The organism is Helicobacter rodentium ATCC 700285, assembly GCF_000687535.1.
Taxonomy (GTDB): domain Bacteria; phylum Campylobacterota; class Campylobacteria; order Campylobacterales; family Helicobacteraceae; genus Helicobacter_D; species Helicobacter_D rodentium.
In genome coordinates this window covers 64049-90007 of the sequence record NZ_JHWC01000009.1, presented here as the reverse complement: position 1 = coordinate 90007, position 25959 = coordinate 64049, and the positions used below count along the sequence as shown (strand labels likewise).

The 25959-nt window shown below is 37.1% G+C and carries 30 protein-coding genes, 2 tRNA genes and 3 pseudogenes; 20 read left to right on the top strand and 15 right to left on the bottom strand.

Annotated elements, in window-relative coordinates; translation table 11 throughout:
- Window positions 1-1349, bottom strand: a pseudogene (locus BS85_RS0107970) (hypothetical protein); the annotation flags it as partial.
- Window positions 1350-1771: 422 nt separating this feature from the next.
- A complete protein-coding gene (locus tag BS85_RS0107960) occupies window positions 1772-2986 on the bottom strand; it encodes an NAD(P)/FAD-dependent oxidoreductase (protein ID WP_026944323.1) in 1215 nt (404 codons plus the stop codon).
- A gap of 242 nt (window positions 2987-3228) precedes the next feature.
- On the opposite strand from BS85_RS0107960, the gene BS85_RS0107955 reads away from it, so the two are divergent.
- Both BS85_RS0107955 and BS85_RS11555 read left to right on the top strand, forming a co-directional pair.
- The gene (locus BS85_RS0107955) at window positions 3229-4971 is read left to right on the top strand and encodes a Na/Pi cotransporter family protein (protein WP_211246906.1); all 1743 of its coding nucleotides are present in this window, start codon (window positions 3229-3231) and stop codon (window positions 4969-4971) included.
- A 69-nt stretch (window positions 4972-5040) separates the two neighbouring features.
- Window positions 5041-5178, top strand: coding sequence for a hypothetical protein (locus tag BS85_RS11555; protein WP_156938098.1), 138 nt, complete (start codon window positions 5041-5043; stop codon window positions 5176-5178).
- A gap of 174 nt (window positions 5179-5352) precedes the next feature.
- Here BS85_RS11555 and BS85_RS12145 read toward each other — a convergent pair whose 3' ends face one another.
- The gene (locus tag BS85_RS12145; RefSeq protein WP_051604748.1) at window positions 5353-7404 is read right to left on the bottom strand and encodes a Cache 3/Cache 2 fusion domain-containing protein; all 2052 of its coding nucleotides are present in this window, start codon (window positions 7402-7404) and stop codon (window positions 5353-5355) included.
- Between the two features lie 76 nt (window positions 7405-7480).
- Here BS85_RS12145 and BS85_RS11550 point away from each other — a divergent pair, with 76 nt between their 5' ends.
- The gene (locus BS85_RS11550; RefSeq protein WP_156938097.1) at window positions 7481-7642 is read left to right on the top strand and encodes a hypothetical protein; all 162 of its coding nucleotides are present in this window, start codon (window positions 7481-7483) and stop codon (window positions 7640-7642) included.
- Here the strand turns inward: BS85_RS11550 and BS85_RS11545 are convergent.
- A complete protein-coding gene (locus tag BS85_RS11545) occupies window positions 7639-7791 on the bottom strand; it encodes a hypothetical protein (protein ID WP_156938096.1) in 153 nt (50 codons plus the stop codon). The two genes, BS85_RS11550 and BS85_RS11545, sit on opposite strands and share 4 nt — an antisense overlap.
- Before the next feature lie 95 nt (window positions 7792-7886).
- On the bottom strand, window positions 7887-10145 hold the full coding sequence (flgE, locus tag BS85_RS0107945; protein ID WP_026944320.1) for a flagellar hook protein FlgE: 2259 nt from the start codon (window positions 10143-10145) through the stop codon (window positions 7887-7889).
- A gap of 266 nt (window positions 10146-10411) precedes the next feature.
- Here flgE and BS85_RS11540 point away from each other — a divergent pair, with 266 nt between their 5' ends.
- Window positions 10412-10630 carry a hypothetical protein gene (locus tag BS85_RS11540; protein WP_156938095.1) on the top strand — a complete coding sequence of 73 codons (219 nt, stop codon included), beginning with the start codon at window positions 10412-10414 and terminating at the stop codon, window positions 10628-10630.
- 83 nt (window positions 10631-10713) lie between these two features.
- On the opposite strand, the gene BS85_RS0107940 is transcribed toward BS85_RS11540, so the two are convergent.
- Window positions 10714-10790: transfer RNA gene (locus BS85_RS0107940), tRNA-Met, on the bottom strand.
- Between the two features lie 34 nt (window positions 10791-10824).
- Window positions 10825-10899 (bottom strand) — tRNA-Gln (locus BS85_RS0107935).
- Between the two features lie 102 nt (window positions 10900-11001).
- Between BS85_RS0107935 and BS85_RS0107930 the strand changes: the two genes are divergently transcribed.
- On the top strand, window positions 11002-12036 hold the full coding sequence (locus BS85_RS0107930; RefSeq protein ID WP_026944319.1) for a bifunctional 3,4-dihydroxy-2-butanone 4-phosphate synthase/GTP cyclohydrolase II: 1035 nt from the start codon (window positions 11002-11004) through the stop codon (window positions 12034-12036).
- A 7-nt stretch (window positions 12037-12043) separates the two neighbouring features.
- The gene (locus tag BS85_RS11535; RefSeq protein ID WP_156938094.1) at window positions 12044-12322 is read left to right on the top strand and encodes a hypothetical protein; all 279 of its coding nucleotides are present in this window, start codon (window positions 12044-12046) and stop codon (window positions 12320-12322) included.
- 13 nt (window positions 12323-12335) lie between these two features.
- Here the strand turns inward: BS85_RS11535 and BS85_RS0107925 are convergent, their stop codons facing one another.
- A complete protein-coding gene (locus tag BS85_RS0107925; RefSeq protein WP_026944318.1) occupies window positions 12336-12941 on the bottom strand; it encodes a DedA family protein in 606 nt (201 codons plus the stop codon).
- Window positions 12942-13034: 93 nt separating this feature from the next.
- Between BS85_RS0107925 and BS85_RS0107920 the strand changes: the two genes are divergently transcribed.
- The 7 genes from BS85_RS0107920 to pyrF are packed head-to-tail and all read left to right on the top strand — an operon-like array spanning window position 13035 to window position 18480.
- The gene (locus BS85_RS0107920; RefSeq protein WP_026944317.1) at window positions 13035-13808 is read left to right on the top strand and encodes an OmpA/MotB family protein; all 774 of its coding nucleotides are present in this window, start codon (window positions 13035-13037) and stop codon (window positions 13806-13808) included.
- Between the two features lie 15 nt (window positions 13809-13823).
- Complete coding sequence (locus BS85_RS0107915) at window positions 13824-14501, top strand: carbonic anhydrase (protein ID WP_051604747.1); 678 nt, start codon at window positions 13824-13826, stop codon at window positions 14499-14501.
- 2 nt (window positions 14502-14503) lie between these two features.
- Window positions 14504-15313, top strand: coding sequence for a 3-deoxy-8-phosphooctulonate synthase (kdsA, locus tag BS85_RS0107910; RefSeq protein WP_026944315.1), 810 nt, complete (start codon window positions 14504-14506; stop codon window positions 15311-15313).
- Window positions 15314-15315: 2 nt separating this feature from the next.
- Window positions 15316-15786, top strand: a complete 471-nt coding sequence (ribH, locus tag BS85_RS0107905; protein WP_026944314.1) for a 6,7-dimethyl-8-ribityllumazine synthase — start codon at window positions 15316-15318, stop codon at window positions 15784-15786.
- Window positions 15787-16437: a transcription antitermination factor NusB gene (gene nusB / locus BS85_RS12140; protein WP_084310244.1), complete on the top strand. Its 651-nt coding sequence runs from the start codon at window positions 15787-15789 to the stop codon at window positions 16435-16437.
- Between the two features lie 5 nt (window positions 16438-16442).
- The gene (locus BS85_RS0107895; RefSeq protein WP_026944313.1) at window positions 16443-17735 is read left to right on the top strand and encodes a glycosyltransferase; all 1293 of its coding nucleotides are present in this window, start codon (window positions 16443-16445) and stop codon (window positions 17733-17735) included.
- Between the two features lie 58 nt (window positions 17736-17793).
- On the top strand, window positions 17794-18480 hold the full coding sequence (gene pyrF / locus BS85_RS0107890; protein ID WP_026944312.1) for an orotidine-5'-phosphate decarboxylase: 687 nt from the start codon (window positions 17794-17796) through the stop codon (window positions 18478-18480).
- Window positions 18481-18704: 224 nt separating this feature from the next.
- Here the strand turns inward: pyrF and BS85_RS11940 are convergent.
- Window positions 18705-18899, bottom strand: a pseudogene (locus BS85_RS11940) (glycosyltransferase family A protein); the annotation flags it as partial.
- Between BS85_RS11940 and BS85_RS11735 the strand changes: the two are divergent.
- Window positions 18882-19139, top strand: a complete 258-nt coding sequence (locus tag BS85_RS11735) for a hypothetical protein (RefSeq protein ID WP_026944310.1) — start codon at window positions 18882-18884, stop codon at window positions 19137-19139. The pseudogene BS85_RS11940 and the gene BS85_RS11735 sit on opposite strands and share 18 nt — an antisense overlap.
- Before the next feature lie 179 nt (window positions 19140-19318).
- On the opposite strand, the gene BS85_RS11530 is transcribed toward BS85_RS11735, so the two are convergent.
- From BS85_RS11530 to BS85_RS0107860, 6 genes and pseudogenes are all read right to left on the bottom strand, one after another.
- Window positions 19319-19417: a ComEA family DNA-binding protein gene (locus BS85_RS11530; protein ID WP_281173579.1), complete on the bottom strand. Its 99-nt coding sequence runs from the start codon at window positions 19415-19417 to the stop codon at window positions 19319-19321.
- 15 nt (window positions 19418-19432) lie between these two features.
- Entirely contained in the window at window positions 19433-19489 is a 57-nt protein-coding gene (locus BS85_RS11935) for a ComEA family DNA-binding protein (protein ID WP_245596321.1), read from the bottom strand.
- Window positions 19490-19896: 407 nt separating this feature from the next.
- A pseudogene (locus BS85_RS12180) lies at window positions 19897-20349 on the bottom strand (methyl-accepting chemotaxis protein); the annotation flags it as partial.
- A gap of 248 nt (window positions 20350-20597) precedes the next feature.
- Window positions 20598-21878, bottom strand: a complete 1281-nt coding sequence (locus tag BS85_RS10905; RefSeq protein ID WP_051604745.1) for a PDC sensor domain-containing protein — start codon at window positions 21876-21878, stop codon at window positions 20598-20600.
- Window positions 21879-22077: 199 nt separating this feature from the next.
- Window positions 22078-22290: a hypothetical protein gene (locus BS85_RS0107865; protein ID WP_026944308.1), complete on the bottom strand. Its 213-nt coding sequence runs from the start codon at window positions 22288-22290 to the stop codon at window positions 22078-22080.
- Between the two features lie 8 nt (window positions 22291-22298).
- Window positions 22299-22547: a hypothetical protein gene (locus tag BS85_RS0107860; RefSeq protein ID WP_026944307.1), complete on the bottom strand. Its 249-nt coding sequence runs from the start codon at window positions 22545-22547 to the stop codon at window positions 22299-22301.
- Between the two features lie 222 nt (window positions 22548-22769).
- On the opposite strand from BS85_RS0107860, the gene BS85_RS0107855 reads away from it, so the two are divergent.
- The 6 genes from BS85_RS0107855 to BS85_RS0107825 all read left to right on the top strand — a co-directional run bounded on the left by BS85_RS0107855 (window position 22770) and on the right by BS85_RS0107825 (window position 25937).
- On the top strand, window positions 22770-23366 hold the full coding sequence (locus BS85_RS0107855; protein ID WP_026944306.1) for a DUF2589 domain-containing protein: 597 nt from the start codon (window positions 22770-22772) through the stop codon (window positions 23364-23366).
- Window positions 23367-23381: 15 nt separating this feature from the next.
- Window positions 23382-23939: a DUF2589 domain-containing protein gene (locus BS85_RS0107850; RefSeq protein ID WP_026944305.1), complete on the top strand. Its 558-nt coding sequence runs from the start codon at window positions 23382-23384 to the stop codon at window positions 23937-23939.
- A gap of 46 nt (window positions 23940-23985) precedes the next feature.
- Window positions 23986-24261, top strand: a complete 276-nt coding sequence (locus tag BS85_RS0107845) for a hypothetical protein (protein WP_026944304.1) — start codon at window positions 23986-23988, stop codon at window positions 24259-24261.
- 165 nt (window positions 24262-24426) lie between these two features.
- On the top strand, window positions 24427-24747 hold the full coding sequence (locus BS85_RS0107840) for a hypothetical protein (RefSeq protein ID WP_026944303.1): 321 nt from the start codon (window positions 24427-24429) through the stop codon (window positions 24745-24747).
- A gap of 198 nt (window positions 24748-24945) precedes the next feature.
- Entirely contained in the window at window positions 24946-25539 is a 594-nt protein-coding gene (locus BS85_RS10545; RefSeq protein WP_051604744.1) for a glycoside hydrolase family protein, read from the top strand.
- 170 nt (window positions 25540-25709) lie between these two features.
- Window positions 25710-25937 (top strand): hypothetical protein, encoded by a 228-nt coding sequence (locus tag BS85_RS0107825; RefSeq protein ID WP_026944302.1) that lies wholly within the window; start codon window positions 25710-25712, stop codon window positions 25935-25937.
- The last annotated feature ends 22 nt before the right edge of the window (window positions 25938-25959 follow it).

Sequence of the window (25959 nt, the reverse complement as noted above, 5' to 3'; positions counted from 1 at the left end):
AACATATTGTTCAACACATTCTTTAATTCTATCAGCTGTGGATTGTGAGGATTCTCTATGATTCTTGCTGTTAAGTCTCCATTTTCTACTGCTTTGGCTGTTTGAATGGATTGTTCTACTGCTTTTTTATCCTCATCTAAGCCTTGTTGGACATTTTGAATGTTTTGGTTGATTTCTTTTGTCATTGTGCCAAACTCATCGTTTGCTTTAGGAGTCAATAATGCCGGAGGAGTCTCTACTTCGTGGCGAATATATCTAAAGAAGCCAAAGAGTAAAGTAGAAATATTTTTTAATCGTGCAACAATTTGTGTGCGAATAAAGAAAAACATTACAAGCATTACAACAAGAATCACAATGATATTTGCAACAATCGTTGCTATTCTAAGCTTTGAAACAGGTTCGTAAATAGAACCCTCTGGAGCTGAAACAATGATTGTCCATACCGCCGTGTCTTTACTATCACCAATATAAACATTTGCCACAGCAGTATAACTCATCTCTCCTAGTGAATTCACATAACTAAAGATTCCCTCAATTTGATTTTCAATTGCGTGTTTGAGCTCATTCATTGTAGGGCTTGAATTGACTTCTCGTAAAAATTTACCCAAAAATTCTTTTCTCCCGTGAGCGGCAATCGTAGAATCTGTCGCATACATACCCTTAAAGTCGCCTTTGTAAATAGAATTATTAGGATCTTGAAGTATTGCTGAAACACTTGCTAAATCAATAAATACACCTAAAACTCCATATACAACGCCATTGTTATCTATAAGAGGTTGATTAATCCCCATACCAAAATATTTTTTGCCATTAATGGTTTGCCACGAAGGCGAGCCTACCACTGGTTTCCCTGACTCTAAGGTTTTTTTCACACTATTAAAATTTGCAATCGCCTCACTGGATTGGATAATATGATTTTGATTGTTTCCATCGCCAATGGTTAAAATCATAAAATCACCATTAGGCAATCTATGCTTAGGATTTACAATCCTCTCACCTCTGTATCGCTCATCTTTGCTGATATAAATATAGGCAAAATTTCCCCAATTATTACTACTAAACATATCCATCAAATCGTTTTCCAAAACAGCTTGTGCGCCGTTTTGCACATCACGCAATATAAATCCTCTTGAAGCATTCATAGCAGTGTAGATTCCATTAAAAATTCCCTCTGCCCAATTTGCCTCGCGTTTAGCGGCATTGACAAGCATTTTGTTTGCCTCGCCCATTTGAATATCTTGTGAAATCTTTGCAATCACTATTGTAACAGCCAACATACAAACAATTAATATGCTTGAAAAACCAAGCATAATCTTTGCGCCAATGCTTAAAGAACGAAAAAAATTCATTATGTCTCCTTTTTGAATTAAACCCATTGAACTTTTTTGTTGAGAATAGAAAAATGAAAGTATATCAAAAAAAGCAACACACAACAAATTGATATTTTATTGTTAATCTAGCATACATTAACCTTACAATTCCAAACCTTTAAGATTCCATTGTGATATTTTTCTTTATTTAATATTATAGATTGCTTCGTCATTTGCTTTGCTCATTCCTCGCAATGACGCTTGGGATTTTATCATTACGAACAAAGTGAGGCAATCTATAATTTAGCATAAAGAAGCCTTTGTAATAGAATCTTTGGGTTAATTAAGATTATAGATTGCCACGAGATTCTAACGAATCTCTCGCAATGACAGAATCCAAACTATATTTTTCTCGCAATTAATGTAGTGGCAGAATCGCAAACAATTCTTTAGATGATTTGTTAATTGCTCGTGCGATAGCGGAATTGTCCTTTTTTAAGCACCATATCCATTCCGCCAATACTATAAAGCCATTTGTTTTCAATCGTATTTTTCATAAATGCTGCCATTTCACCTTTGACATTTTTATGATAAACGATTCCTACGCCATCGGTATGTCCAATAGAGCAAACCGTGCCACGATGATTGAATCTAAAAGGCTTTTCAAAAGTTTTGTTTGCTAATTTTGCACAAAGGAGTTCGGCTAGATAATCTCCCATTTGAGCCGATAATTGCGCAGTAGGAGCGTGAATTGCGTCTTTATCAGTGGCAATAGCGCAATCTCCCACAACATAAATATTCGGGAATTTGTCGCATTGTAATTGAGGATTGACTTGAATGCGTCCTTTTTTGTTCGGGATCTCGGAATTTTCTACAATATCGCTTCCTTTGACGCCCGCACTCCAAATGATCGTATTTCCATAGACTTCCTGCTTTTGCCCGTCTTTCTCTACGATAACTTTACCCTCTTTGATTTCTTTGATTGTTGCACCTGATAGGATTTCTACGCCAAGTGCTTTGAGTTTAGATTCTGCTGTTTGGACAAGTTTTTCGTTAAATACGGGCAAGATATGCGCAGAGCGTCCTATGCAAGTAACCTTTGGAATCTTCCTGTCAATTCCGCAGATAAGGCAAAGTTCCTCTAATTGTGTCGCAAGTTCTGCTGCAAACTCAATACCTGTAAAACCTGTGCCACACACAATAACTTGCAAGTCTCTTGGATTTTTTGTGTGGATAAATTCTTTAAATTTATTTTCAATATTTTTTGTGAGTTTGAGTGCCGCGTTAAGAGAGGAGAGTTTGTAGGCATATTTATCCACGCCCGTAATTCCAAAATTATCGGGCTTAAAACCAAGTCCAATGATTAAATAATCATAAAAATATTCTCCTCCATTACCTATAACTTTGTTTTCTTGTGGGCAAAGATCCTTGATTTTATCCTTGATGAATTGCACTTTTTGTGGATTGAGAATCTTGCGATAATAAATTCTTGCCTTTCGCGCACTTAATGTTCCTATTGCTACTTTATGTAACAATGTTGTTTGGTAGTGATAGTCGTGTTTGCTGATGAGAGTGATTTTTGCATCGCCCTGATATTTTCTTTGTAAGCCTAAAGCGACTTTTAATCCACCATAACCACCACCAATAATTAATATCCTTTTAGCTTCTTGGCTCATTTGCACTCCTTTTTTAATCTACAAAACCTTATCTTAAAATATTATTCTTAATAACTTAATAAAATCCTAAAAGGTTAAAGATTATTTTATTTTTTAAGCTATTTCAAAATTAAAAAACTTAAATTTATATTAAACTACAAAAATAACTAAACTTTTAGTTATAATTAAAGATTTAATTTTTGAAATAAGGAAGAAGTTTGCAGAGCATTAAACGATATTCTTTAATTTTTGTCATTATCTTAATGTTATATTTTTTGGTTGTGTTTCCGGAGGTGGCACAAATTCTCGCGGGTGTTGCGATTTTGCTTATTGGTATGATGAATCTAAGCACGGGGTTTAAGTCTTTTAGTGGGGGGCTTTTAGAAAAGATTTTAACCAAATCCACAGATACGCGTTTAAAAAGTATTGTATTTGGTGTAGTTACGACAGTGTTAATGCAGTCCTCCACTTTAGTTTCAGTTATTTCTATTTCTTTCCTCTCTGCTAGTCTTATTACTCTTGCACAAGGAATTGGAATCATCTTTGGAGCAAATTTGGGAAATAGTGCTGGGTCTTGGCTTATTGTTGGTTTGACAAGTATTAAAATTTCTATCTTAGCGATTCCGCTTATTGTGTGTGGAACGGTGTTAAATTTTCAAAAAGATAAGGTATTTAAAGGGATCGGGTTAATCTTTGTGGGGCTTGGATTTTTCTTTTTAGGTGTAGATTATATCAAAGGTGGTTTTGAATCCTATAAAGAGATTATGGATCTTTCGCGTTTTAATTTTGATGGATTTAAAGGTGTGCTTATTTTTGTGGGGCTTGGGGCTTTAATGACGGGAATCGTGCAAAGTAGCCACGCAACCTTAGCAATTATTATTTCTGCGTTGGTAAGTGGGCAAATTGGATTTGAAAATGCACTAGCTGCTACGCTTGGAACAAGTGTTGGAGGAGTTGTAACTGCTGTTATTGCAAGTCTTAGTGCGAATATTGAGGGGAAAAAACTTGCGATTGCAAATTGTATTTTTAACTTTAGCATTGCAATTATCGTCATTATATTTTTTCCTTATTTTGTTTCTTTGGTAAATATTACAGCAGATTTTTTAGGACTTGCACCCGATAATTGGGGGCTTAAAACAGCACTTTTTCATACTTTATTTAACCTTATAGGTGTGATTATAATTTCTTTATTTATTAGACAAATTGTATTTATTTTGGATAAAACCATCAAAGCACCTCGTGATAGAGATATGGACGCGCCCTTGTATTTGGATAGTAACATTATAGAATATTCGGATACCGCCATAGAGGCTTTACAAAAAGAATCGGTGCATTTATACAACAATGCTTATGCGATGATTGCGCATACAATCGGCTTTAATCGTAGCGATATTCGCGGAAGTGAAAGCTTTGATACGATAGTAAAAACAAAAAAATGGTTTAGCGGAAATGTGGATTTGGATTATCTCTATAAACGAAAAATTAAAGTGCTATTTGATGCGATTCTTGAATTTTCTACTAAAGTGCAACGATATGTGGAAGATGAGAACAAGAACCAACGCATTTATTCCTTTAAAATTGCAGCGCGTAATATCACAGAAGCCACAAAAAACTTAAAGCTTATCCAAGCAAATATGAAAATTTATTCTGTCTCTTCTAATCCTTATTTGGCAGAGCAATACAATAATATGCGCAAGGATTTGGGTGAATTGTTGCGCAGTATTGAAGAGTTGAAGCTAATGAAAGATGAAAGTGCGTATGTGATTGTCAAGCAAATTGGTGCAGCAAAAGATTTACTAAAAGAATACGATTATCATACAATGCGTGATGTAGAAAAGCTTATTTCAGAGGAAAAAATCACCGCTACAAATGCTACTTCAATCCTTAATGATAGTGCTTTTGTCGCAGATATTGCAATGAGTTTAATGGAGGCTGTGGAAGTAATCTTTACCAAAGAAGAATGGCTAGGGCTAGAGGTTGCACAAGAATCAGGGGAGGAGAAATAACTACATACCTACACACCCACGGATTCCCCTACTTTATTCATTCCTCGCAATGACAGAAGGGAGGACGCAATGGTTAGTCTTTCTGTCCTTACGAGATTCCGTGTTAGCGGAATCGTGGCAATCTATAATTTTGGATTACTTGTAAGTTTTTTACTCTGTCTTTACAAAGCCTCGTTAGAGGCTGTGGCAATCCATAATCTAATATAAATTAGATTCAACAATGGAATCTTTAAGAAAGTGCATTTTATAGGTTGCCACGAGGCTAACTCCTTTCACAAGGATAGAGAGAGGGACGCAAGAATGTAGAAGAGACGCTTTGGTTTTCTGTCCTTATGTTTTATTTTTTATAATGACGAAGTGTGAAGCCTTAAGGATAATCCCCTAAAACTTCTTCTTATTCACATCTTCTAAAATATCATCAGCAATACTATTGACTTGCAATGTAATATCATTGGTGTTATTCGCAACACTGACATTATCTTGTGTAACAGATTCTAGTTGTGCAATGGCTTCATTGATTTGTGTAACACCTGCGGTTTGTTCTTTAATGGATTCACTCATATCATTGACACCTTGCACAAGCACATTGACATTTGCTTCTATTTCATTTAAAGACTTTCCTGTTCTCTCTGCTAGTTTTCTTACTTCATCTGCAACAACTGCAAAGCCTCTTCCGTGTTCTCCTGCTCTTGCTGCTTCAATGGCTGCATTTAGTGCAAGTAAGTTGGTTTGGTCTGCAATGTCTTTAATCACTCCTACAATGTTTTTAATATCCTCTGCTTGTCTTGTAACCTCTGTGGTTTTATCACTGACATTTTGCATTGAGCTTGAAATCTCTTCAATGGCTGCTGCAGATTGTTGGAGAGAACTTGCTTGAGAGGAGCTACCATCTAGGAGTTTATTCATAGAATCTCGTAAGAGATGTGTTTGTTGTGCTAATTCTTTTGCATATCCTCCTGAAGAGCTTAGCATTTTTCTAATCTCTTCTCCTAGAATATTGGTTGTCATCTCTACACTACCTTTTGCATTCTCTACTTCTGTTGTAAAGTCTAGGGATTTATAGGATTCAAAAACTCTATGGATTTCATTCATATTAGAGCCTACTTTTTCTTGTAAAACATCTAACATATTGTTCAACACATTCTTTAATTCTATCAGCTGTGGATTGTGAGGATTCTCTATGATTCTTGCTGTTAAGTCTCCATTTTCTACTGCTTTAGCTGTTTGAATGGATTGTTCTACTGCTTTTTTGTCCTCATCTAAGCCTTGTTGGACATTTTGAATGTTTTGGTTGATTGCCAACCGCATCATTCCAATTTCATCCTCTGCTTTAGGTTTTGTAAGTAGGGGCGGATTAGGCGTTTCATAATTGAGATATTTTAAGAAGCCAAAGAGTAAATCCGCGATTCCATTAATGCGGTTAAGCAAAGAAAATTTCATAATCATAAAAGACGAGATAAGAGATAGCAAAAGCATAAGGACAATGCCAAAAATAATCGTGAATGAGACTTTATTATTTTCTTCTGTGAAATCCGCTTTTAAGATTTCTGCTAGAATGTATAAATCAAGCGAGGAGTTATAATCCACATAACTTTCATAATTGTTGCCATTTTTTGTGTATTGGATTGAAGTCTTGGGTTTGAGGTTTTGCAAATAAGGATAATCTTTTGGTGCGCCATTTGCACCGACAATAAAGGTATTGTTGGTTTTATCCAAAATGAGAATTTTCCCATTTTTCCCGATTTGAATGCCTTGAAGTTTTGATGAAATCAGCTGATAAAAATTTCTCAAATCGTAAGCTACAAATAAGATTCCAATCGTCTGATTATCGCCATTGATAATGGGTTTATAGACAGACATATAATCTCTGCCTACCAAGCGCACTTTGCCACGAAAAATTGTTGGATTCACTTTTGTCATATCTGCAAAAGCAGGGTGGGAAGAGTTTAAGGAAGTGCCAACCATTCTATTTCCCGATTCGTCTTTCAATGAGGTTGCAATGCGTATAAACTCATCGTCCTTGCGCACAAATATTGTTGCAACCCCATTTGTTAGCTTGGAGAAATTATCTACTAAATCTGTATCGCTAACAAGATTGATTCCATTGTAATAGAGGCTAGGCACATTGATTGCTCCAAGATTCGTAGAACCCTCTATTTTATAGCTATCAGCACTCTTTTCTCCATAACGCGTGGCAAGGTCGCTTTCAAAAAAACTCAAAGAATTATCACTTTCTCCGATGATTTGATTGGAAATCACTTCAAAGTTACCTTCTACAATAGACGCAATTTGACTGATTTGTGCTTTCATTTGTTTTTGCGTGAGATAATCCATACTATATTGTACAAAAAAGACAAAGGGTAAGCCAATGATAAAAGCGATGAGAATTTGAATAAAGAAAAACTTTTTTGCCATAGAGAGTTTGTTCCACATTTTGATTACCTCCTCCAATAATCTTAACTTTACATTATGCCTAAAATTTTATAAAAGTAAAATATAGCTTAACTTAATGGAGTCTTGCAAGACGAGATTCCACATTATAGATTGCCACGACTTCTTACGAAGTCTCGCAATGACAGAATCCAAACAACATTATAGATTGCTTTGTCCCTCATTGTATTCATTCCTCACAATGGCGCAAAATTTACCACCTCGTCCTTGCGAACGCTAGTGAAGCAATCTACAATCTTGCATACAGAATCCTTTACGATGGAATCTTTCAAGGCGAGATTCCACATTATAGATTGCCACGAAAATTTTTGAAATTTTCTCGCAATGATGAAGTGGTAAAGTGTGTAGCATTATGGATTGTTTCGTCATTTGCTTTGCTCATTCCTTGCAATGACAAAAAGCAAACTTAATGTAGAATCTTGTAGAAAAAGTGTAGGCTAAAAGCCTACGCCAATGAGAGAGGGTTATTGTTTTAATTGGAGCAAGGTGTTGAGGATTTGATCGGAAGTCGTAACGGATTTAGAACTTGCTTGGAATCCTCTTTGCACCACGATGAGTTGTGTTAAGCCTCGACTTAAGTCGGTGTTACTCATCTCTAGTTTAGAAGCCTCAATACTTGCTCTTCCGCCTGTTCCAGCTGCTCCAAAGGTAGGATCTCCAGAGTTTGGAGATTCTGTATAAAGATTGTTTCCACCTTCTTGTAAGCCCTCATAGTTAGCAAAAGTTGCCACCGCTACTTGCGCAAGAGCAAAGTTTCGTCCATTGTCAAACACACCTATCATTGTTCCTGTTGCGTCAAAATAGAAGTCTTTTAACATACCAGAAGCATATCCGTCCCCGCTTATTTTATTAGCTTCAGATTCTTTTGCTGTGCTTGTTAATCCATCGTATCCTCCACCTGAACCAAAGTTTAGGTTAATAGCTTGTGGGAATTTTGCTCCATTGTTTGGTTTAAACTGAATCGTAGAGGGGTTGAATCCTAGCAACTCCCCTTGCTCTCCAAAGGTTACATTTCCGCCCTCTAGGATATTTGGACGTTGTGCAGTCGCACCAAGTAATTCCGCAGGTTCAGGCACAGTAACACGCCAATTCCATTGGTTGCCTTGCACTTTGGTAAATTCAATTTGCATTTCGTGTTTGTTTCCAAGACTATCAAAAATCTCCACGGTTTGTCCAAAAGTTGCCATTCGGATTCCACCAGAGCTTGTTACATTTCCACCCTCTACGAGAACGCCTGTGTTCATACCTTTCATTACATTTTTGAAAAGCACATTGGTGGTATTGAGCGTATCGTTAAAGGCAGAGACAAAGATATTAAGATTATCATAAGCTGAACCACCATTTGCCCAATCATTCTGTGTGGTTAATCCATCTTGTTTGTTGTTGATTTCAAATTGTCCTGTGTTGTTCAAAATGACACTCACGCTATAATTGCTTTGTCCAAAACCAGCAGCCATACCCGCAGCTGCAGCCGCAGAATCTCCACCAAAGGCTTTAACTTTGTTTGCGTCTTGTTGGATAACAGAGCGCAAATCTTCTGTGGTGCGGAATTGTCCAGAGGCGGAATCCGCATCGGTTTGTGTGGTGTAGATGTATTTAAATGCTGTGGTTACGGTTTGAGAATCAGATAAGTTACCCGCAGCATCTTGAAATCCACCATTTAAAAAGATTCCATTATCAAAGCCACTTGCGCGGATATTTTTATTAGAGCCATCGCCATCCATTTGGTTAAGGTTTTGTAAAATCAACATTCCATTTTGTGTGAGGGCTTCTACACCTGTTTTGTCTTTTAGGTTGTTAATCGCTACTTGTGCGGCAAGTAGGTGAGAAGAGCCAGAAACGGCTGCATCATTCGTCCAAGTAATGGTTTGCCCATTGATTGTAACAGTGGTTGTAACAGGACCTGCCGCAGGATTAGGGTCTAGCATAATGCGGTTAGAAGTCGCGGTTTGGTAGCTTACCCAGATTCCTTGTCCTTCTTGGAGCATTAGAGCTTCTCCACTTCCATTAAACATTACGCCCATATCTTGTTCTACTTCTAATTGTTTATCGTTTGTATCATAGATTCTATCTAGTCCGCCTGCGATATAGTTGTTTGCAGCAGAGCTATCTAGTGGGCTAGGGCAAGTAATGTTTTCTGTTTTTCTACCACTTGTAAGGTTAATATTGCCCTCTACATTGCTTGTAGCTTTTGCAGGAACGGTCATACGAGGGTCAATCGTGATATTTTTAATCGGTCCTGTGGAATCCACACGATTCAACTCTCCGCTACCACAAGCACAATCTAGTTTATTAAGGTCTCTTAACCAACCTTGCACGATGAAACCACTTGTTGTTACAAGATTTCCCACAGCATCAAAGGAAAATGCACCATCACGAGTATATGCTCTTGTGAGTCCGCCGTTGTTACTAACAACAAACATACCATTTCCACTTAAAGCCAAGTCTGCTTTTCTGTCTGTGTTTTGCATAGAACCTTGTGAAAAAACTTTGGTTGTTGTGTTGATGCTTGTTCCAAGTCCTACGGAATAATCATTTACCCCACCATATCCTGCGTAAGGAATCGTAGCAGAACGACGAGTTTGACTTACCATTGTAGAAAAATCTGCGCGAGAATATTTAAAGCCGTTTGTATTGACGTTTGCAATGTTGTTAGATTCTACATCAAGAGCAATTTGATGAGCCTGCATACCGCTTACACCTGACCATAATGAACGTAACATTTGTAATCCTTTGTTTAAAAAGTATTTTGCAAAGAGTTAAGCAAGTATCGTTCCATTTTTTGCATTTTTTGTTGTTTTTGTGAAGTTTTTTGAAAAATGTGCGATATAGTGTGCGGATTTGTTTTTTTTGGTTTGTCCTTTTGCTATTGTGTTTTACTCTTTCATCTTGTTCCTCTGTCCTTGCGAACGCTAGTGAAGCAATCCATAATCTTGTATAAATTCAATTTTACAATGGAATCTTTACAGACGAGATTCCACATTATAGATTGCCACGAAGTCTTGCGACTTCTCGCAATGACAGAATCAAAACAACATTACAGATTGCTTTGTTTCTCATTGTATTCATTCCTCGCAATGGTGCAAAACTTACCACCTCGTCCTTGCGAACGCTAGTGAAGCAATCCATAATCTTGTATAAATTCAATTTTACAATGGAATCTTTACAGACGAGATTCCACATTATAGATTGCCACGAAGTCTTATGAAGTCTCGCAATGACAACATTACAGATTGCTTTATCTCTCGCGATGACAGAATCTAAAATATTTTTGGATTATTAAGATAAAATTGGTAGCGGGGGGCGGATTTGAACCACCGACCTTTGGGTTATGAGCCCAACGAGCTACCGGACTGCTCTACCCCGCGATAAAATTTATAGATTATAAATGAAGTTAAGAAGTGGCTGGGGTACAAGGATTCGAACCTCGGAATGGTTGGACCAAAACCAACTGCCTTACCGCTTGGCGATACCCCAATGAAAAGCGGAATTATATCTATTTTGTTTTTATTTGTCAATACAATTTAAAATTTTTTATAAAGATTGTGCTATACTTTAAAAAAATTTAAAAGGTTTATTGTGAAAAGTGAAGCAATTTTGCGTGTAGAAGAGGCAATTAAGGCGATTAAAAGCGGAGAGATGATTATTGTTATGGATGATGAAGATAGGGAAAATGAGGGCGATTTGGTAATGGCTGGAATCTTTAGTACTCCAGAGAAAATTAATTTTATGGCGCAAAAAGCGCGTGGGTTGATTTGTGTTTCTGTTACACAAGAAATCGCCCTTAAGCTTGATTTGCCTCCAATGGTTAGCCAAAACAGCTCCAATCACGAAACCGCTTTCACGGTTTCTATTGACGCCAAAGAGGCTAAAACAGGGATTTCTGCGTATGAGCGTGATCTGACGATTGGCTTAATGTGCAAACCCAATACGAAGCCAGAAGATTTTGTGCGACCGGGGCATATTTTTCCTTTGATTGCCAAAGAGGGCGGAGTGCTAGAGCGCACAGGACATACAGAAGCAAGTATTGATATTTGTCAGCTTGCGGGATTGAAGCCTGTAAGTGTGATTTGTGAAATTATGCGAGAAGATGGATTGATGGCAAGGAGAGGGGATAAGTTTTTGAGTGAGTTTGCACAAACGCATCACTTAAAGGTTCTATATGTTTCGGATTTGATAGAGTATCGTTTGCAATTTGAGCAACTAATTAAGTTAATCCAAAGAATTAATATTAGATTCTTGGGCGCACAAGTGGAAAAAATCAAATTTCAAGACCATTTAAATAGAATCCATACTGCTTTTGCGTTTGGCAAACCACAAATCCCCCTCGTGAAATTCCATATTATTAAAAATGATTTGGAGCTTTTGGAGAGCGAAAATGCGTTTAATGGGTTGATGAATGCAATCCATAAACTTAAAAACGAGGGTGGATACTTGGTGTTTTTACAAACAAACGATAGCAAGGATATTAAAGGTTTAGGTATTGGTGCGCAGATTCTAAACTCTCTTGAGATTCGGGATTTCAAGCTTCTAAGTGTTTCACAAGTTGCGGAATCTGAATATAGCGCATTAAGCGGTTTCAATCTCAAGATTTTGGAGAGTATAGAAGTATAAGGGAATATTGCCGTTCTTGCCTTGCTCCTCTGTCCTTACGAACGCTAGTGAAGCAATCTGTAATCTTGCATACAGAAAATGTTGCCACCTTGTCATTGCGAGGACTTGTCCGAAGCAATCTATAATCTTGCATAAATTCAATTTTACAATGGAATCTTTACAGACGAGATTCCACATTATAGATTGCCACGACTTCTTACGAAGTCTCGCAATGACAGAATCCAAACAACATTATAGATTGCTTTGTCCCTCGTTGTATTCATTCCTCGCAATGGCGCAAAGGTAAAAACTTTCCGTTATTACACAAGTTTGTTTTTGTGCCTTTGAAAAAAGATATAAACGGCGATTCCTATGCACACGCACAAGACTAGCGCAAAGGTAATAATGTGTAAATATTCCTTTAGTAATTCCTCATTTTGCCCTAAAAAATAACCAAGTGTTGCAAGAATAATCACCCAAATACCCGCACCCAAGCTCGTATAAAAGCAAAAGAGCGGTAATTGCATTCTCCCAATTCCCGCAGGTAAGGAGATATATTGCCTAACGACTGGAATCAAGCGTCCGCTAAAGGTAGAGATATGCCCGTGTTTGGCAAAGAAGTTTTCCATTTTTATCATCGTCTTTTCATCAAACAACACATATTTACCCCATTTTAGCAGCAACTCTCTCCCAAATACAAGAGCTAGATAGTAGTTTAAAAGTGCGCCGCAAAGTGAGCCTAAGATTCCACAAAGAATCGCAAGAAAAAAATTCATTTTGCCAAGATGTGCTAAGTATCCCGCAGGAATCATCACAACCTCGCTAGGAAAGGGAATAAAGCTACTTTCTAAAAACATTAAAAAAAAGATTCCAAAGTATCCAAAAGCCTCAATGGATTGCACCAAAAAATCAATAATTACCTGCAAAGTTTCCTCACAAATTTATAAAATTAAATAAGATTATAACGAAAATCAAGCTATAATCATAAAATTTTTAACTATAAAATTCAAGGTGAAAAAGTGGCAAAAAACAAATGTCCCGCTTGTGATTGTCCTCAAGGTGTTCCTTTATGGCTTGGAACCTATGGAGATATGGTTACTCTTATTTTAACCTTTTTTATTCTTTTGCTCTCAATGGCAACTTTTGATACGCAAAGAATCGCATTAGCCATTGGTTCTTTGGAAGGTTCTTTAGCGGTTCTTGAAAAAGGTTCGCAAACGCAAATCAATCCTCCGGCACCCATTAAAGCTACTCCAATGGAAACAGAAGTAGAAATGGACAATGTTGTGAATATTTTTGCTAGTTTGATTACAGATTATAATGAAGTGAATCGTATCTCCAATGGTCCATCAGTGGAACTAGAGGAATCTGAAAAGGGTATTATTATTCGGATTCCAGAGGAACTGCTTTTTGCAAGTGGAAGTGCGGTTTTGGAAAATCCAAGCGGAATCGCACTTGTTAAGCGGCTTTCAATGGAGTTTGCAAAGCTTCCTGATAAGGTCTTAATTAAAGCAATCGGACATACAGATAATACGCCTATGCGCAAGGATTCTCTCTTTGCGGATAATTTGGAACTTTCTGTTGCACGTGGTGTAAATGTTGCGGAACTTATCGTTGCACAAGGGGTGGCAAAAGCGCGTGTGCTAGGCGGGGGTGAGGGGGAGTTTTTTCCTGTTGCGAGTAATGAGATACCCTCTTTACGCGCCAAAAATAGACGCGTGGAACTCTATGTGTATAGTGTAGGTGAAGATTTATCTTCTGCAATGGGAAGTTTTACGAAAGCTACACCTTAAATCCAAAGGAAAACAATGCCTCAAAAGACTCCCAATTCCTTAGATTCCAAGACAACTAATGCGCCTAATACGATTGATTTGCTTTTTGAAGGCGTGATTAAATTTAAAGAGGAAAATTTTTTAGCTTATAAAGAATTGTTTGAGAATCTCAAAGAAGGGCAGAATCCCCACACGCTTTTTGTGGGCTGTGCGGATTCGCGTGTTGTGCCAAATCTCATTACAAATACTTTGCCCGGTGAGCTTTTTGTTGTGCGCAATATCGCAAATATTGTTCCGCCTTATCGGGAAGCAGAGGAGTATTTAGCGACAACTTCCGCGATTGAATATGCTTTGGAGGAATTAAAAGTAGAGAATATCATCATCTGTGGGCATTCGCATTGTGGGGGTTGTGCGGCATTGTATGAGGAATCGCATTTTGTGAATATGCCCAATGTTAAAAATTGGCTAAGACTCATTGAGCCTGTGAAAAAACAAGTTTTAGCCCTCAATCCAAAAACAACTGCTATGCGTGCGTATTTAACGGAGCAGATTAATATTGAGCGTCAAATTATGAATCTCTTTACCTACCCAAAGGTAAAGGAAAAATATCTCGCACGCACCCTTAATATTTATGGTTGGCATTATATTATTGAGAGTGGTGAGGTGTATAATTACGATTTTAAAAGACACGAATTTAATTTATTGAAAGGATAAAAATGATTATTATTGCGGGACCTTGCGTCATAGAAAATGATGAAATTTTAGAGGAAATTGCAGAATCCTTGCAGCCTTTGGCAAAGAATCCTAAGATTGATTTTTATTTCAAGGCAAGTTTTGATAAGGCAAATAGAACAAGTTTAGAATCCTACCGCGGACCCGGACTTGAGAAAGGTTTGGAATCTCTAGCAAAAATTAAAGCAAAATTTGGTTATAAACTTCTCACAGACATTCACGAAGTTTATCAAGCAGCCCCCGCTGCAAAAGTTGTGGATATTTTGCAGATTCCAGCTTTTTTGTGTCGGCAAACGGATTTGATTGTTGCAGCAGCACAGACTAATGCGATGGTGAATATCAAAAAGGGACAATTTATGAATCCCGCAGATATGCAATACTCTGTCCTCAAAGCCCTAAAAACACGGAATCCAAAGATAGAATCTGCGGATTTTAAGAGCGCACAAGAGCATAAAATTTGCCTCACAGAGCGTGGAAGTAGTTTTGGCTATGGAAATTTAGTTGTAGATATGCGCTCGTTAGCGATTATGCGGGAGTTTGCTCCTGTGATTTTTGACGCAACCCACGCGGTGCAAATGCCCGGTGGATTAAAGGGTAAAAGTGGAGGTGATAGTCGCTATGCACCACTTTTAGCGCGTGCGGCAGCAGCGGTTGGGATTGATGGATTGTTTGCAGAGACACACATTAAGCCCGAAGCTGCTTTGAGCGATGGTCCAAATATGCTAACACCTCAAACGCTTTTGGAGCTATGCAACACGATTTTAGCGATTGATAATCTTATAAATAAAGGATAATTATGCAAATCATTGAGGGAAACTTATCACTGCTTGGCGATGAGAAAATCGCAATTATTTCTAGTCGCTTTAACCATTTGATTACAGATAGATTGGTGGAGGGCGCGAAAGATTGTTTTTTGCGCCACGGAGGTAGAGAGGGGAATTTGACGCATATTTTAGTGCCGGGTGCTTTTGAGATTCCTTTTGCGTTGGAAAAAGTTTTAGCACAAGGAGACTATGATGGCGTGTGCTGTTTGGGTGCTGTGATACGCGGTGCAACGCCACATTTTGATTATGTGAGTGCAGAAGCAACGAAAGGAATCGCGAATGTTACGATTCGTTATGGGGCGGCGGTAACCTTTGGTGTTTTAACCACAGATTCTATTGAACAAGCCATTGAGCGCGCAGGAACAAAAGCAGGAAATAAAGGCTTTGAATCAATGGCAAGTTTGATTGAACTCATTAATCTTTATCGCAAAATTGGGGCTTAGATGGCAACAAGAAGCCAAGTGCGCGAAGTGGTTGTGCAACTTTTGTATGCCTATGGAAGCGGGAATGATGGAATCTCTAAATTTGTAGAAGAGATTTTAGAGGAACACAAGATAAAAAACGCACAACAAACTTTTGCAAAAGAATTGTTTTCAGGCGTACTTACGAATCTTGAGGCATTGGATTTGCGTATTACACATCAGCTAAAAGGTTGGAATTTTGAGCGCATTGGAGATATTGAACGCGCAATTTTGCGACTTGGAGCTTATGAGGTGTTATTTAGCGCGATTGATAAAGCGGTAGTGATTAACGAAGCACTAGAAATTGCTAAGCATTTTAGTTATGAATCCTCTACTAAATTTATTAATGGTGTGCTAGATGGAATCGCAAAAAATAGCAATTTACCATTAGAGGAGATTGTAAAAACCTTAAAAGAGCAGACAAGCAAAGAAGAGGAACAAGCTCTAAAAGAGGAGAAAACAAGGAATATTAAAGCTTTTAGCAAGAGAGAAACTGCACAAGAAAAACCAAAGTTTAAAGCAAATCCACCCAAACAAGCCAAGTTCAAAAAACCAAAGCACGAAGCAAAACTTTCTAAGCAGTCCAAGCCTCAAAAGGATTCTAAGTCTTACAAATCCTCCAAAAAAGGCTAGTGTAAGTGTATCCTGTTTGTTTTTGTGCTAGTGAAAATTATATTAAATTTGCTGCGGCAATGATACATAACATTTTTGCTAAAACACAAATTTCTAACAAGAATCTAGCGGGGGGGGGGGGATATATTTTTCATATTCTTTGTGATAGTATTAGTGTAGAATCTAAAGAGAAACTAGGAAAACTACAAGAAATTTTAAATACCAAATATCCTACAAAAATCCAAACCCATGAATTAAGCGATAAGGAATTTCATCAATGCAAAAAATGGAAAGGGAATTATGTCGCAAATTTTATCCTTAAGTTTGATGAAGTTTTGGGTGAGGAGGCGGAAAAAGCCTTAAGCTTGGATTTAGATATGTTTGTGTTTTGTGATATAAGAGAACTTTTTGGGCTAGATTTGCAAGGCAAAATTGCAGCGGTGGCACAGAGTTTTCAAAGGCTTGAATTTAATAGCGGATTTGTTTTGTTTAATGTTCAAGAGTATAAGAGGCAAAAGATTCAAGAAAAAGCCATTGCCTATTTACAAAAGCATAATCCTAATTTTCCTGACCAAGACACATTAAATGCGGTGATTCCGCAGGATAAGAGATTGCTTTTGCCCTCAACTTATAATTTTTACCCCCATACCCAAAATGTGATTGCGGGAATATTTCAAGGAGAGAATGAGAATCCTTTGTATGGAATTACAAGAAAAGAATATGAATCCTTGTTAAGAGATATAAAAATTGCCCATTTTTTGGATTGTCCTAAACCTTGGGAGGGTAAGTTTGATTTATCTAAAGGCAAGATTCGCCTTTCTTTGTTTAGGGAAAAGTGGTGGGAGAATGCTTTGCAAACTCCGATATTTCAGGAAGAGTTTATGTTGATTTTAAAGAATTTAGAGAGGAGAGAGTTAGAGGAATTTGCTTTAAACTCCATTTCGCCCTTAAGGGATTTGGAGGAGATTTTTAAAAATACTTCCTTGGAATATAAGCTTGGAAGCGTAATGATAAAATATTCCAATCGTAATTATTTTTATTTGACTTGGACTCTTTTAAAAGTTGCTTTGTGGCATAAAATTGCCCAAAAAATCTATGGAATCCTTAGTGCATATAATCCAAGATTAGATAATTTGGAGGTGATTCTTGAGGTTTATTCGGATAATCCTTTGATTTTAAAGTGTAAAAAGCATTTGAGTTATCGTTTGGGAGTTGCATTGATTGAGGCGCATAAGGCTTGGTATAAGGGAGGCTATATTAAGCTTTTTGACAAGATTAAGAGGATTCAAAACGATTTTACTTTTTCAAAAGAAAATTAATTTAAACTTTTTTTATTCTTTTAAAAGTTATGATTTTATAAATTTTAAAGGATAAGCAATGAAACTTTGTGTCGCTTTAGATTTGCCGAGTGAGCAACAAAATTTAGCTCTTTTAGAATCATTAAAAGAGAAAGATTATTTATGGGTAAAAGTAGGGTTGCGTAGTTTTATACGCGATGGAGTGAAGCTTTTAGAACAAATCAAGGCAATTAATCCGCTCTTTCGTATTTTTTTGGATTTAAAGCTCTATGATATTCCAAACACAATGGGCGATAGTGCAGAGGAGATTGCAAAACTTGGAGTGCATATGATTACACTTCACGCAAGTAGCGGTAGAGAGGCGATGAATGAGGTAGTGCAAAGGTTAAAAGAAATTCCAAATCCCCCTCTTGTGATGGCGGTTACTGCTTTAACAAGCTTTGATGAAAAGGGATTCTTTGAGGTTTATCACACAGGATTGCAAACGCAAGTGTTAGAGTTTGCCAAAATGGCAAAAGAATGCAATGTTAATGGTGTTGTATGCTCTTGCGAGGAATCTAAAACAATAAAAGAACAGATAGGAGAAAATTTTTTAACCCTTACACCTGCAATCCGACCTTTTGGCGAGAGCAGTGGAGACCAAAAACGTGTGGCAACTTTAGAGGAAGCTAAAGAGGCAAAGAGTGATTTTATCGTTGTGGGGCGTCCAATTTATAAGGCGCAGAATCCAAAAGCTATGGTGGAGCAGATTTTAAAGGAGCTCTAAACTTTAAGTCTTGCAAGGGCAAGGCGGGTTGGAATCTTTCATTGCGAAAGGTAGAATCTCCCACTGCGTCATTGCGAGAGATTCGCTAGAATCTCGTGGCGCACACTGCGCAAATCCATAATACAGAATCTCACCTTTAAAGATTTCATTGTTTGATTTGCTTGATTATGGATTGCTTCGCCTCGCAATGACGAGAAGCCAAAGCACTCTGTGTAGCCTAGCTTCTCTTGGAGCCACTTTATTCCTAGATTCCTTGCACTTGCTTGTCCGCTATTTTCTTTGTGGAGATAAACGATATTTTCTGGAAATTTCTTTTGATATTTTTGGATAATCTTTGCGCTATTATCAGTGCTTCCGTCATCTACACAAATAATAGTGATATTATTTTTAAAGTCCAATCTTTGCTTGAGGATTGTTTTGCAATTTTCTTAATTTTTTTTGGGCTTAAAAGCGGAACGGACGAAGCAATCCATAATCAGGCATACTTTAAAGATTCCATTGCAGAATCAAGAGTTGATAAGGTTATGGATTGCTTCGGGCAAAGCCCTCGTAATAACGAAGTAGCAGATGCTTTGGTTTCTCGTCATTGCGAACGAAGTGAAGCAATCCATAATGTTGATAACCAAAAATACTCAATAGCACTCGTAGCAACGACATGAGGAGATTCCAAAAATTCTCTCAGTTCTAGCCAAAAAGTGCTTATTTACAAGTAAAAATAGCTAAAAATATAAATTTTATTCTTTAAAAATCTAAAATCTTTTTATCTTGAATAGGTGATATATTTTATTTGTTTGATTTTTATTTGGTTTTTATCTCTAAAATTTCCTCCACCACAAATTTACCTTTTAACATTTCTAAAGTTTTTCTCTCCAAACCCTTTGATATTACCAAGCTCATTAATAGACTTAAAGGGCTTGATAGCGCGATAATCCAAAATTGCCTGCGCTTTGACTTATCCGATTCCCTTAACCTGCATTAATTCTTCTTTGCTTGCCGTGTTTAAATTCACCACGCCAAACAACTACGAAGCCATTAATAGCCATACAAATAAAAATTTCATTGACATTCTTTAAAAATTAAGATGTTTTTATTGTAACGCATTTCAAAAATATTCCACTCTTTTTTATTAAAATTTGTAAATTTTTTACACACTACCCATTAATAGTTACAAAAATAAACATAAAAAAATGCACGTTATAGTTAGGTAAATTGACAAGAATATAAACCGCTTCATTGCGAGGCAATGCGAAACGCAACAAAGCAATCCATAATCTTGTAAATAGAAAAATTCACCACTTAGTCATTGCGAGAAGTCGTAAGGCTTCGTGGCAATCCATAATTTTGCATACCAAAGATTCTACAATGGAATCCCAACAGCGATATATTACTGAATTTATAGAATACTATTTTAAATCCCTAAAACTTCTTTTTCTCCACATCGGATTTGATTTGCAAGGCACTTGCGTCAATCTGTCTGCTAACATCTAACACACTATGCACGATTTGCTTATTCTCCTCCGTGGCGTCGTTAATGGCGTTTGTGGTTTCATTGATTTGATTAATGCCTTGCTCTTGCCCCTTAATGGATTCCGCCATATCATTAATAGACTGCACAAGGAGATTTGTATTTGCCTCAATCTCACCTAAACTTTTTTGTGTGCGTTCTGCAAGTTTGCGCACTTCATCGGCAACAACCGCAAAGCCCCTGCCGTGTTCCCCAGCCCTTGCCGCCTCAATCGCAGCATTGAGGGCTAAAAGGTTTGTTTGATCTGCAATATCCCGAATGATACCGATGACATTTTTAATATCCTCTCCCTGCGCAATCACATCGGAAGTGCGACTTGAAACACTTTGCATAGAATCGGTAATGTCTGCCGCTAAATCCACCATTTTGCCAAGCGCACTGACTTGCTTCTCCATAGAATCAAAAAGCGTATTCATCTGTTCCGTTTGGCTGTTGGACTGATTAGCGAGATTGCTAGAGAGATTAAGCTCATCTTTGAGCATTGAGCGCATCATCTCGCCGAGATTAGAGATTCCGCTTAGCAAATCCTTTGCCTCGTTTTGATAATGTCCTACTTCTAACCGCTTCGTAAAATCATAATTCGCAAACTCTGTTAGCACTTCTGTGGCTTTGGTAAGCAAGTATGCAAAGAAGTCTTTAGTTGCTCAATCAAAGAAACAAGGGAAATGAGTTGAAGATTGCTTGGTTTAAAGGTAATTTGTCCGCTAAAATCACCCTTTTCAATGCGATTCACAACTTCTTGCACTTGCTTAATCACCTCATTGTTGATTTTCAAATTCTCTTGCGTGTTGTGAATTTCTTTATTTAATACTCGCGCCATTGTGCCGATTTCATCTTTACTTTCAATATGGATTGGCGCAATGGAATCCCGTTTGGAATTGACATATTCACAAAATTCAAGAACTCTTTGTTGTAATTTCGTGATATTGTTTTTGAAGTATCGCCCCACAAAAACTGCAAAAATAATGCCCAAAATCACAAAAACAACACCCAGAATCAAGGAACGCCAAAAAATCATATTAAGAGATTCATAAGCCTCACTCGCAGAAATTTGACTAATCACGATATAACCTAACTCCGGAAGCCTCGTTACCACTGCAATTTGCTCCACCTTATCCACATAGGTAAAGACAGATTTCGCATTGCTAAGCATATCTTGTGCAATGTCGCGCACACCGCTTAAATCGCTAAGAGACGATGCGCCCATAAGCTTTCTATCAGGGTGCAAGATAATCTTGCCACTCGTATTCACCACAAAAGAATAACCGCTCTTGCCGATTTTCTCTTTTGCGATGAAATCCGCTAATGCTTCCACAGAGACACCAAGTCCTGTTGCGCCAACAAATGTGCCTTTATCGTCCAAAACTTTATAATTGACAAACAAAGATTGCTTACCGCTTTCTCTATCAGTGTTAATGTTTAAAACATAATCACCCTTTGCGTTTTGCAAATCCACAAACCAGCTATCTCTACCTTTTATATCAAGTATAGATTCCAGACTCCTGCTAGAATAAAACTTCGCAGTCTTAGCAGAAGCAAGAAAGGTGGTAAAAGCTCCAAATGCCTTTTCAATGGCTTGTTGATTTTTGAAAAACAACTGCTCCCCACCCTGTAATTGCGCACTCTCCCCGCCTTCAATCCACTCCAAAATATAGGCATTATGCGCCATTGCATTAGAAGCACTCAAATAAATTCTCAACTCTTTATCCACGCGCAAGGCGACTTTCTCCCCCGCAAGAGGCAATTCATAGTTCTCAAGCTTGTTTTTGATAAAGCTTGCATTCGTGGAATAATTCAAAAAACTAAGTGTTGCAACAACAATACAAACACACAGACAAATAATCGCAATTAAATTGCTACCAATAGACGACATATGACAATCCTTCTTTGAAATAAATAAACGTTAAGATTCTCCCTTTTAAAAGCGCGAGGGCAAAATTATAGCAAAAAATGGGGGGGCAAGAGGTTAAATACATCAAGGTTTAAAGAATATTTAAGGAGAAGCATAAAAACTCACAAGCTTAACAAACAATAGCAAGCATTTAAGCAAGGCAAAAGCCCTACTTAAAGCTTCAATCCTCATCAAAAGTGATATTTTCATAATAATAAAGCTTGGCACTTTGCCCCTCTTGCATTAAAATGAAAATAAATTCTTTGGGTTTCATCGGTTGTGAGCGAATCCATATTTCATTCTCATTTTTTATGATATAGCAAGTTTTACCATCGTTTTCCTTTTCTAAGCTTTTTACAAAACGCAAAGTATCCTCTGCATTTTGTTGTGGCAAAGTTTTTCTTAAAAGGGGTTTATTTGGGTTGTTTTGGAGTTAAGATTACGATAACTAAAAGGCTTTGCGTTTTTGCTTTCTATCCCCTCTCCTTTAAAGAAAGGATAAGTATTCAAAATATCTTTATTTTGCACCCAAGACTGATAATCTGTGCAAACCTCCGAAAGCTCTTTTTCCTCTGTTATAGCATTTTGCGCTAAGGTAAAAACTCCAAAAAACAAAGCAAAATACACAACTAAAAAATTCCCAATATTCATTTTCGCTCCTTGAATGATGATTTCAAAAACAATAGAGCTTTTTTATCCAACTGCAATTTAACAAAAAATAATTTTACAATCCATTAAAAACAAAATAATCTGATTTTTTTAAATAAACTTGACAAAGGTATAGCAACTATCTAAATGCAGACACTTCGCATTTAGATAGTTGCTAATATAGCGACTATATTATACTTAACAATATTTTTACAAGGATAACAAATGGCAAAAGAAGCAAAATCTCTAAGTGATATTATCGTCTCTATTTCAAAAGCTGTTGCACAGGCACAAAGTGATGTTGAGGAATCCCAACTCTCTCATATTTTTACCTTTTTTAAGAAAAAGTTTAAAAAAGACGCACAGGGCAATTTAACAGACGAACTCTTACCCGGAATCTTTCCAAAAACCATAAAAATAGGGATTCCAGATTCCAATGAGAAGTTTCTAAAAACTAGATATTATAGCGTTCCTTATATCAATCTTTTACCTATTACACCTATTCACATAGAAACTATAAAAACAGAATTTGATGTTGGCTTGGTTGGATTAGAAGGCTTAAGTCAAGAGGAAAACGACAAGACGATAAAAAGCTTTGATGCCTTGCTTTCCTTAAAGGTTGATGTTGTAGGCTCCAGCTTTGGCAAAGAAAAGGGATTAAGCGCACACATTTGCTTAACAATAAGCAAACACGATTTATCCGAAGGAACTTCAAGAATGATTAACGAGCTTATTAACCACGTTCAAGGATACCAAGAAAATCTAATCCTAAGAAAGGAGGAACAACAAGATGTAAAAGAAAATAATGGAGAAAATCAATAATTTAAGGAGTTAAAAATGGCAACGGAAATTACAAATCAATTTTCAGGGTTAGATATGTCGTCCCTCATAGGAGGACCCTTACAAGCAGCTTGCAACGCACAATTACAACTTGCAAATGCCACAGCAAATTTTATCCAAACGGTTGGAATGCAAGAGGATTCCGCAGTAAGAACGGTGGATTTTAAATACGAACAGATTAAAGAAGACGGAACAACTCAAAAAATGAATATCCAAACTCCGCTTCTTGCTGTGGTAAAGATTCCAAGTCTAGCAATTAACAATGTGAATGTTGCTTTTGATATGGAAGTCAAAACCGCAGAAGAATCCAAAACTTCAGGTGATAAAAGCGGTTCGCTTGATGCGGAAGCAAGCATTGGTTTTGCGTGTTTTAAAGCAAAAGTATCCATTAAAGGTTCCATTAGCTCTCATAAAGAAAACACAAGAAGCACGGATACTTCCGCTAAATACCACATAGAACTCATTGCAAAAGATGATGGAATGAGCGAGGGATTATCAAGAGTCTTAGATATTATCAATCGTTCCATACAGCCCAAAGAGGAATCGTCCTCATAAGCAATGCGCAATATTCAATAAAGTTGCTTGAGATAAGAGGTGATTGATGGCTAGATTCTTTGATTTAAGCTGGATTGGATTCCACAAAGGCAAAAAATCAAAATTAGTTATCAATTTGGAAATATTTGTTTTTCTTTTACAAAAAGAAAAAGTGTTTTGCGAAAATAAGATTCAAGATTTAATGCAAGAACGTTATTATCAACTTGGAATTTTATCGCAAAAACATTTTGAAAAATCGTTAGAACAGGCATTCAAAATGCTTTTTTATCCAAAATATACCTTAAACATAGAGCTTCGTTTTAACATTTACAAAAACAAATAAAACAAATATTTACTTCAAAAGCCAAACTTCTTTAAATCCTTGTTTCAAAGTTTTAGCGTTCATCAAGTGAGGATTCATCAAGATAAAATCACCTTAGACAAAGCAATCATCACAAGAGAACAAGCAAGAGAAATTTGGCTAACAATTTAAAAGAAAGGATACAAAATGAGTATAGAGGATAATTGGTATGTTGTGAGGGGTCTTAATAATGGAAAAGTTGAAATTGATACAGATGAGCAAGATAAGGAAATTGTTGCAGGTATGAGCGTGTATGCTGCTGAAACAGAAGCAAAGGCTGTAAATTTTTTGCGCAAGAATAGACCAAATGCTCATTATGGCGTAACGAAATACAACAAACTCAAAACACTTGCAAACTTTAGAATCCAAGAGGATTTTGCAAAAGGCAAGAATAAAGGGCATTATCTCATTAGTGGCATTACCATAGCAGAAGCTAAAAACAAATTTAGCCAACAAGGGACATTATAAACTCTATTGACACATTGTGCGGATAGGAATCCTGTCTTTAGATTTTTGTTTTTGCGTGTTTAAGTTAAAGATTAACTAGAGTTAAGCTTAAGATTCCAAGCAATAAGGAAAGGTTTTACTTACTAATCTAGGTTACCTACTCTTGCTTGGAATCCCTAAAACTCCCCAACATTGAATTTTATTAACAGAGGAAAAGAAATGAAAGAAACCATTGATTTAATTTTACCCTTAAGTGCAGAATTTGAGGGTTTTAGAAGCAAAGTTTATAAATGTCCTGCGGGATTTGATACGATGGGCTTCGGGCGCAACATTGAGGCAAACCCGCTAAGCATAGAGGAAAAGGTAAAGTTGAATCCTGATGGAAGTGTAAGCGAGGCTGTGGCTAGAGAGTGGTTAAGAGAGTATTTAGAGAAATGTTACAAGGAATTAGATGAGGCTTTTGTTTGGTTTTCCAAAATGGATTGTGTTAGGAAAGCGGCATTAGTGGATTTTGATTACAATGTGGGCTTAGGGACACTCAAAAGCTTTAAAAACACCTTACGATTCTTTGAATGTGGGGATTATAAACAAGCCGCAGAGAATATGCACAAAAGCAAATGGTTTGCCCAAGTGAAAAGGCGCGGGGTTAAAATCTGTGCTATGGTGGAGAATGGACAGATAAAGGTTTCTTGTATGCTAGATTATGGATCGCTTCGGCTTCGCCTTGCAATGACACCTTGCTATTCTGTCATTGCGGGGCGAGGCAATCTATTCTCTCCTTTAGTCATTGTGAGGAATGGGCGAAGCAAATGACGAAGCAATCCATAATCTTGAAAAAAGGAAATTTCACAATAGAATCCTTAAAGAAGTGCAAAATTATAGATTGCTACGAAAATTTTTCAATTTTTCTTGCAATGATAGAGTGAGAAACTTACAAGCAATCCAAAGTTATAGATTACCACAGTCTCTTACGAGGCTTCGCAATGACAAAGTGGAAAACTTTAGATATGCAAAATTATGGATTTGTAAGCGTGGGCGTGTTGTGCGCTAACAACTCACCAAAACTCGCACAATTACTATACAATGTGTGCTTTGGTTGGCACTTTGCAATGACAAAGTGGAGAGCGTGGATTGTCGCAAATCGCAAACAATTCTTGCAAAGACGCGATAAAATACAAAGATTCTTGGATTTTGGAATCTTTATGGTATGATACGCCATTTGATTGTAGGGAG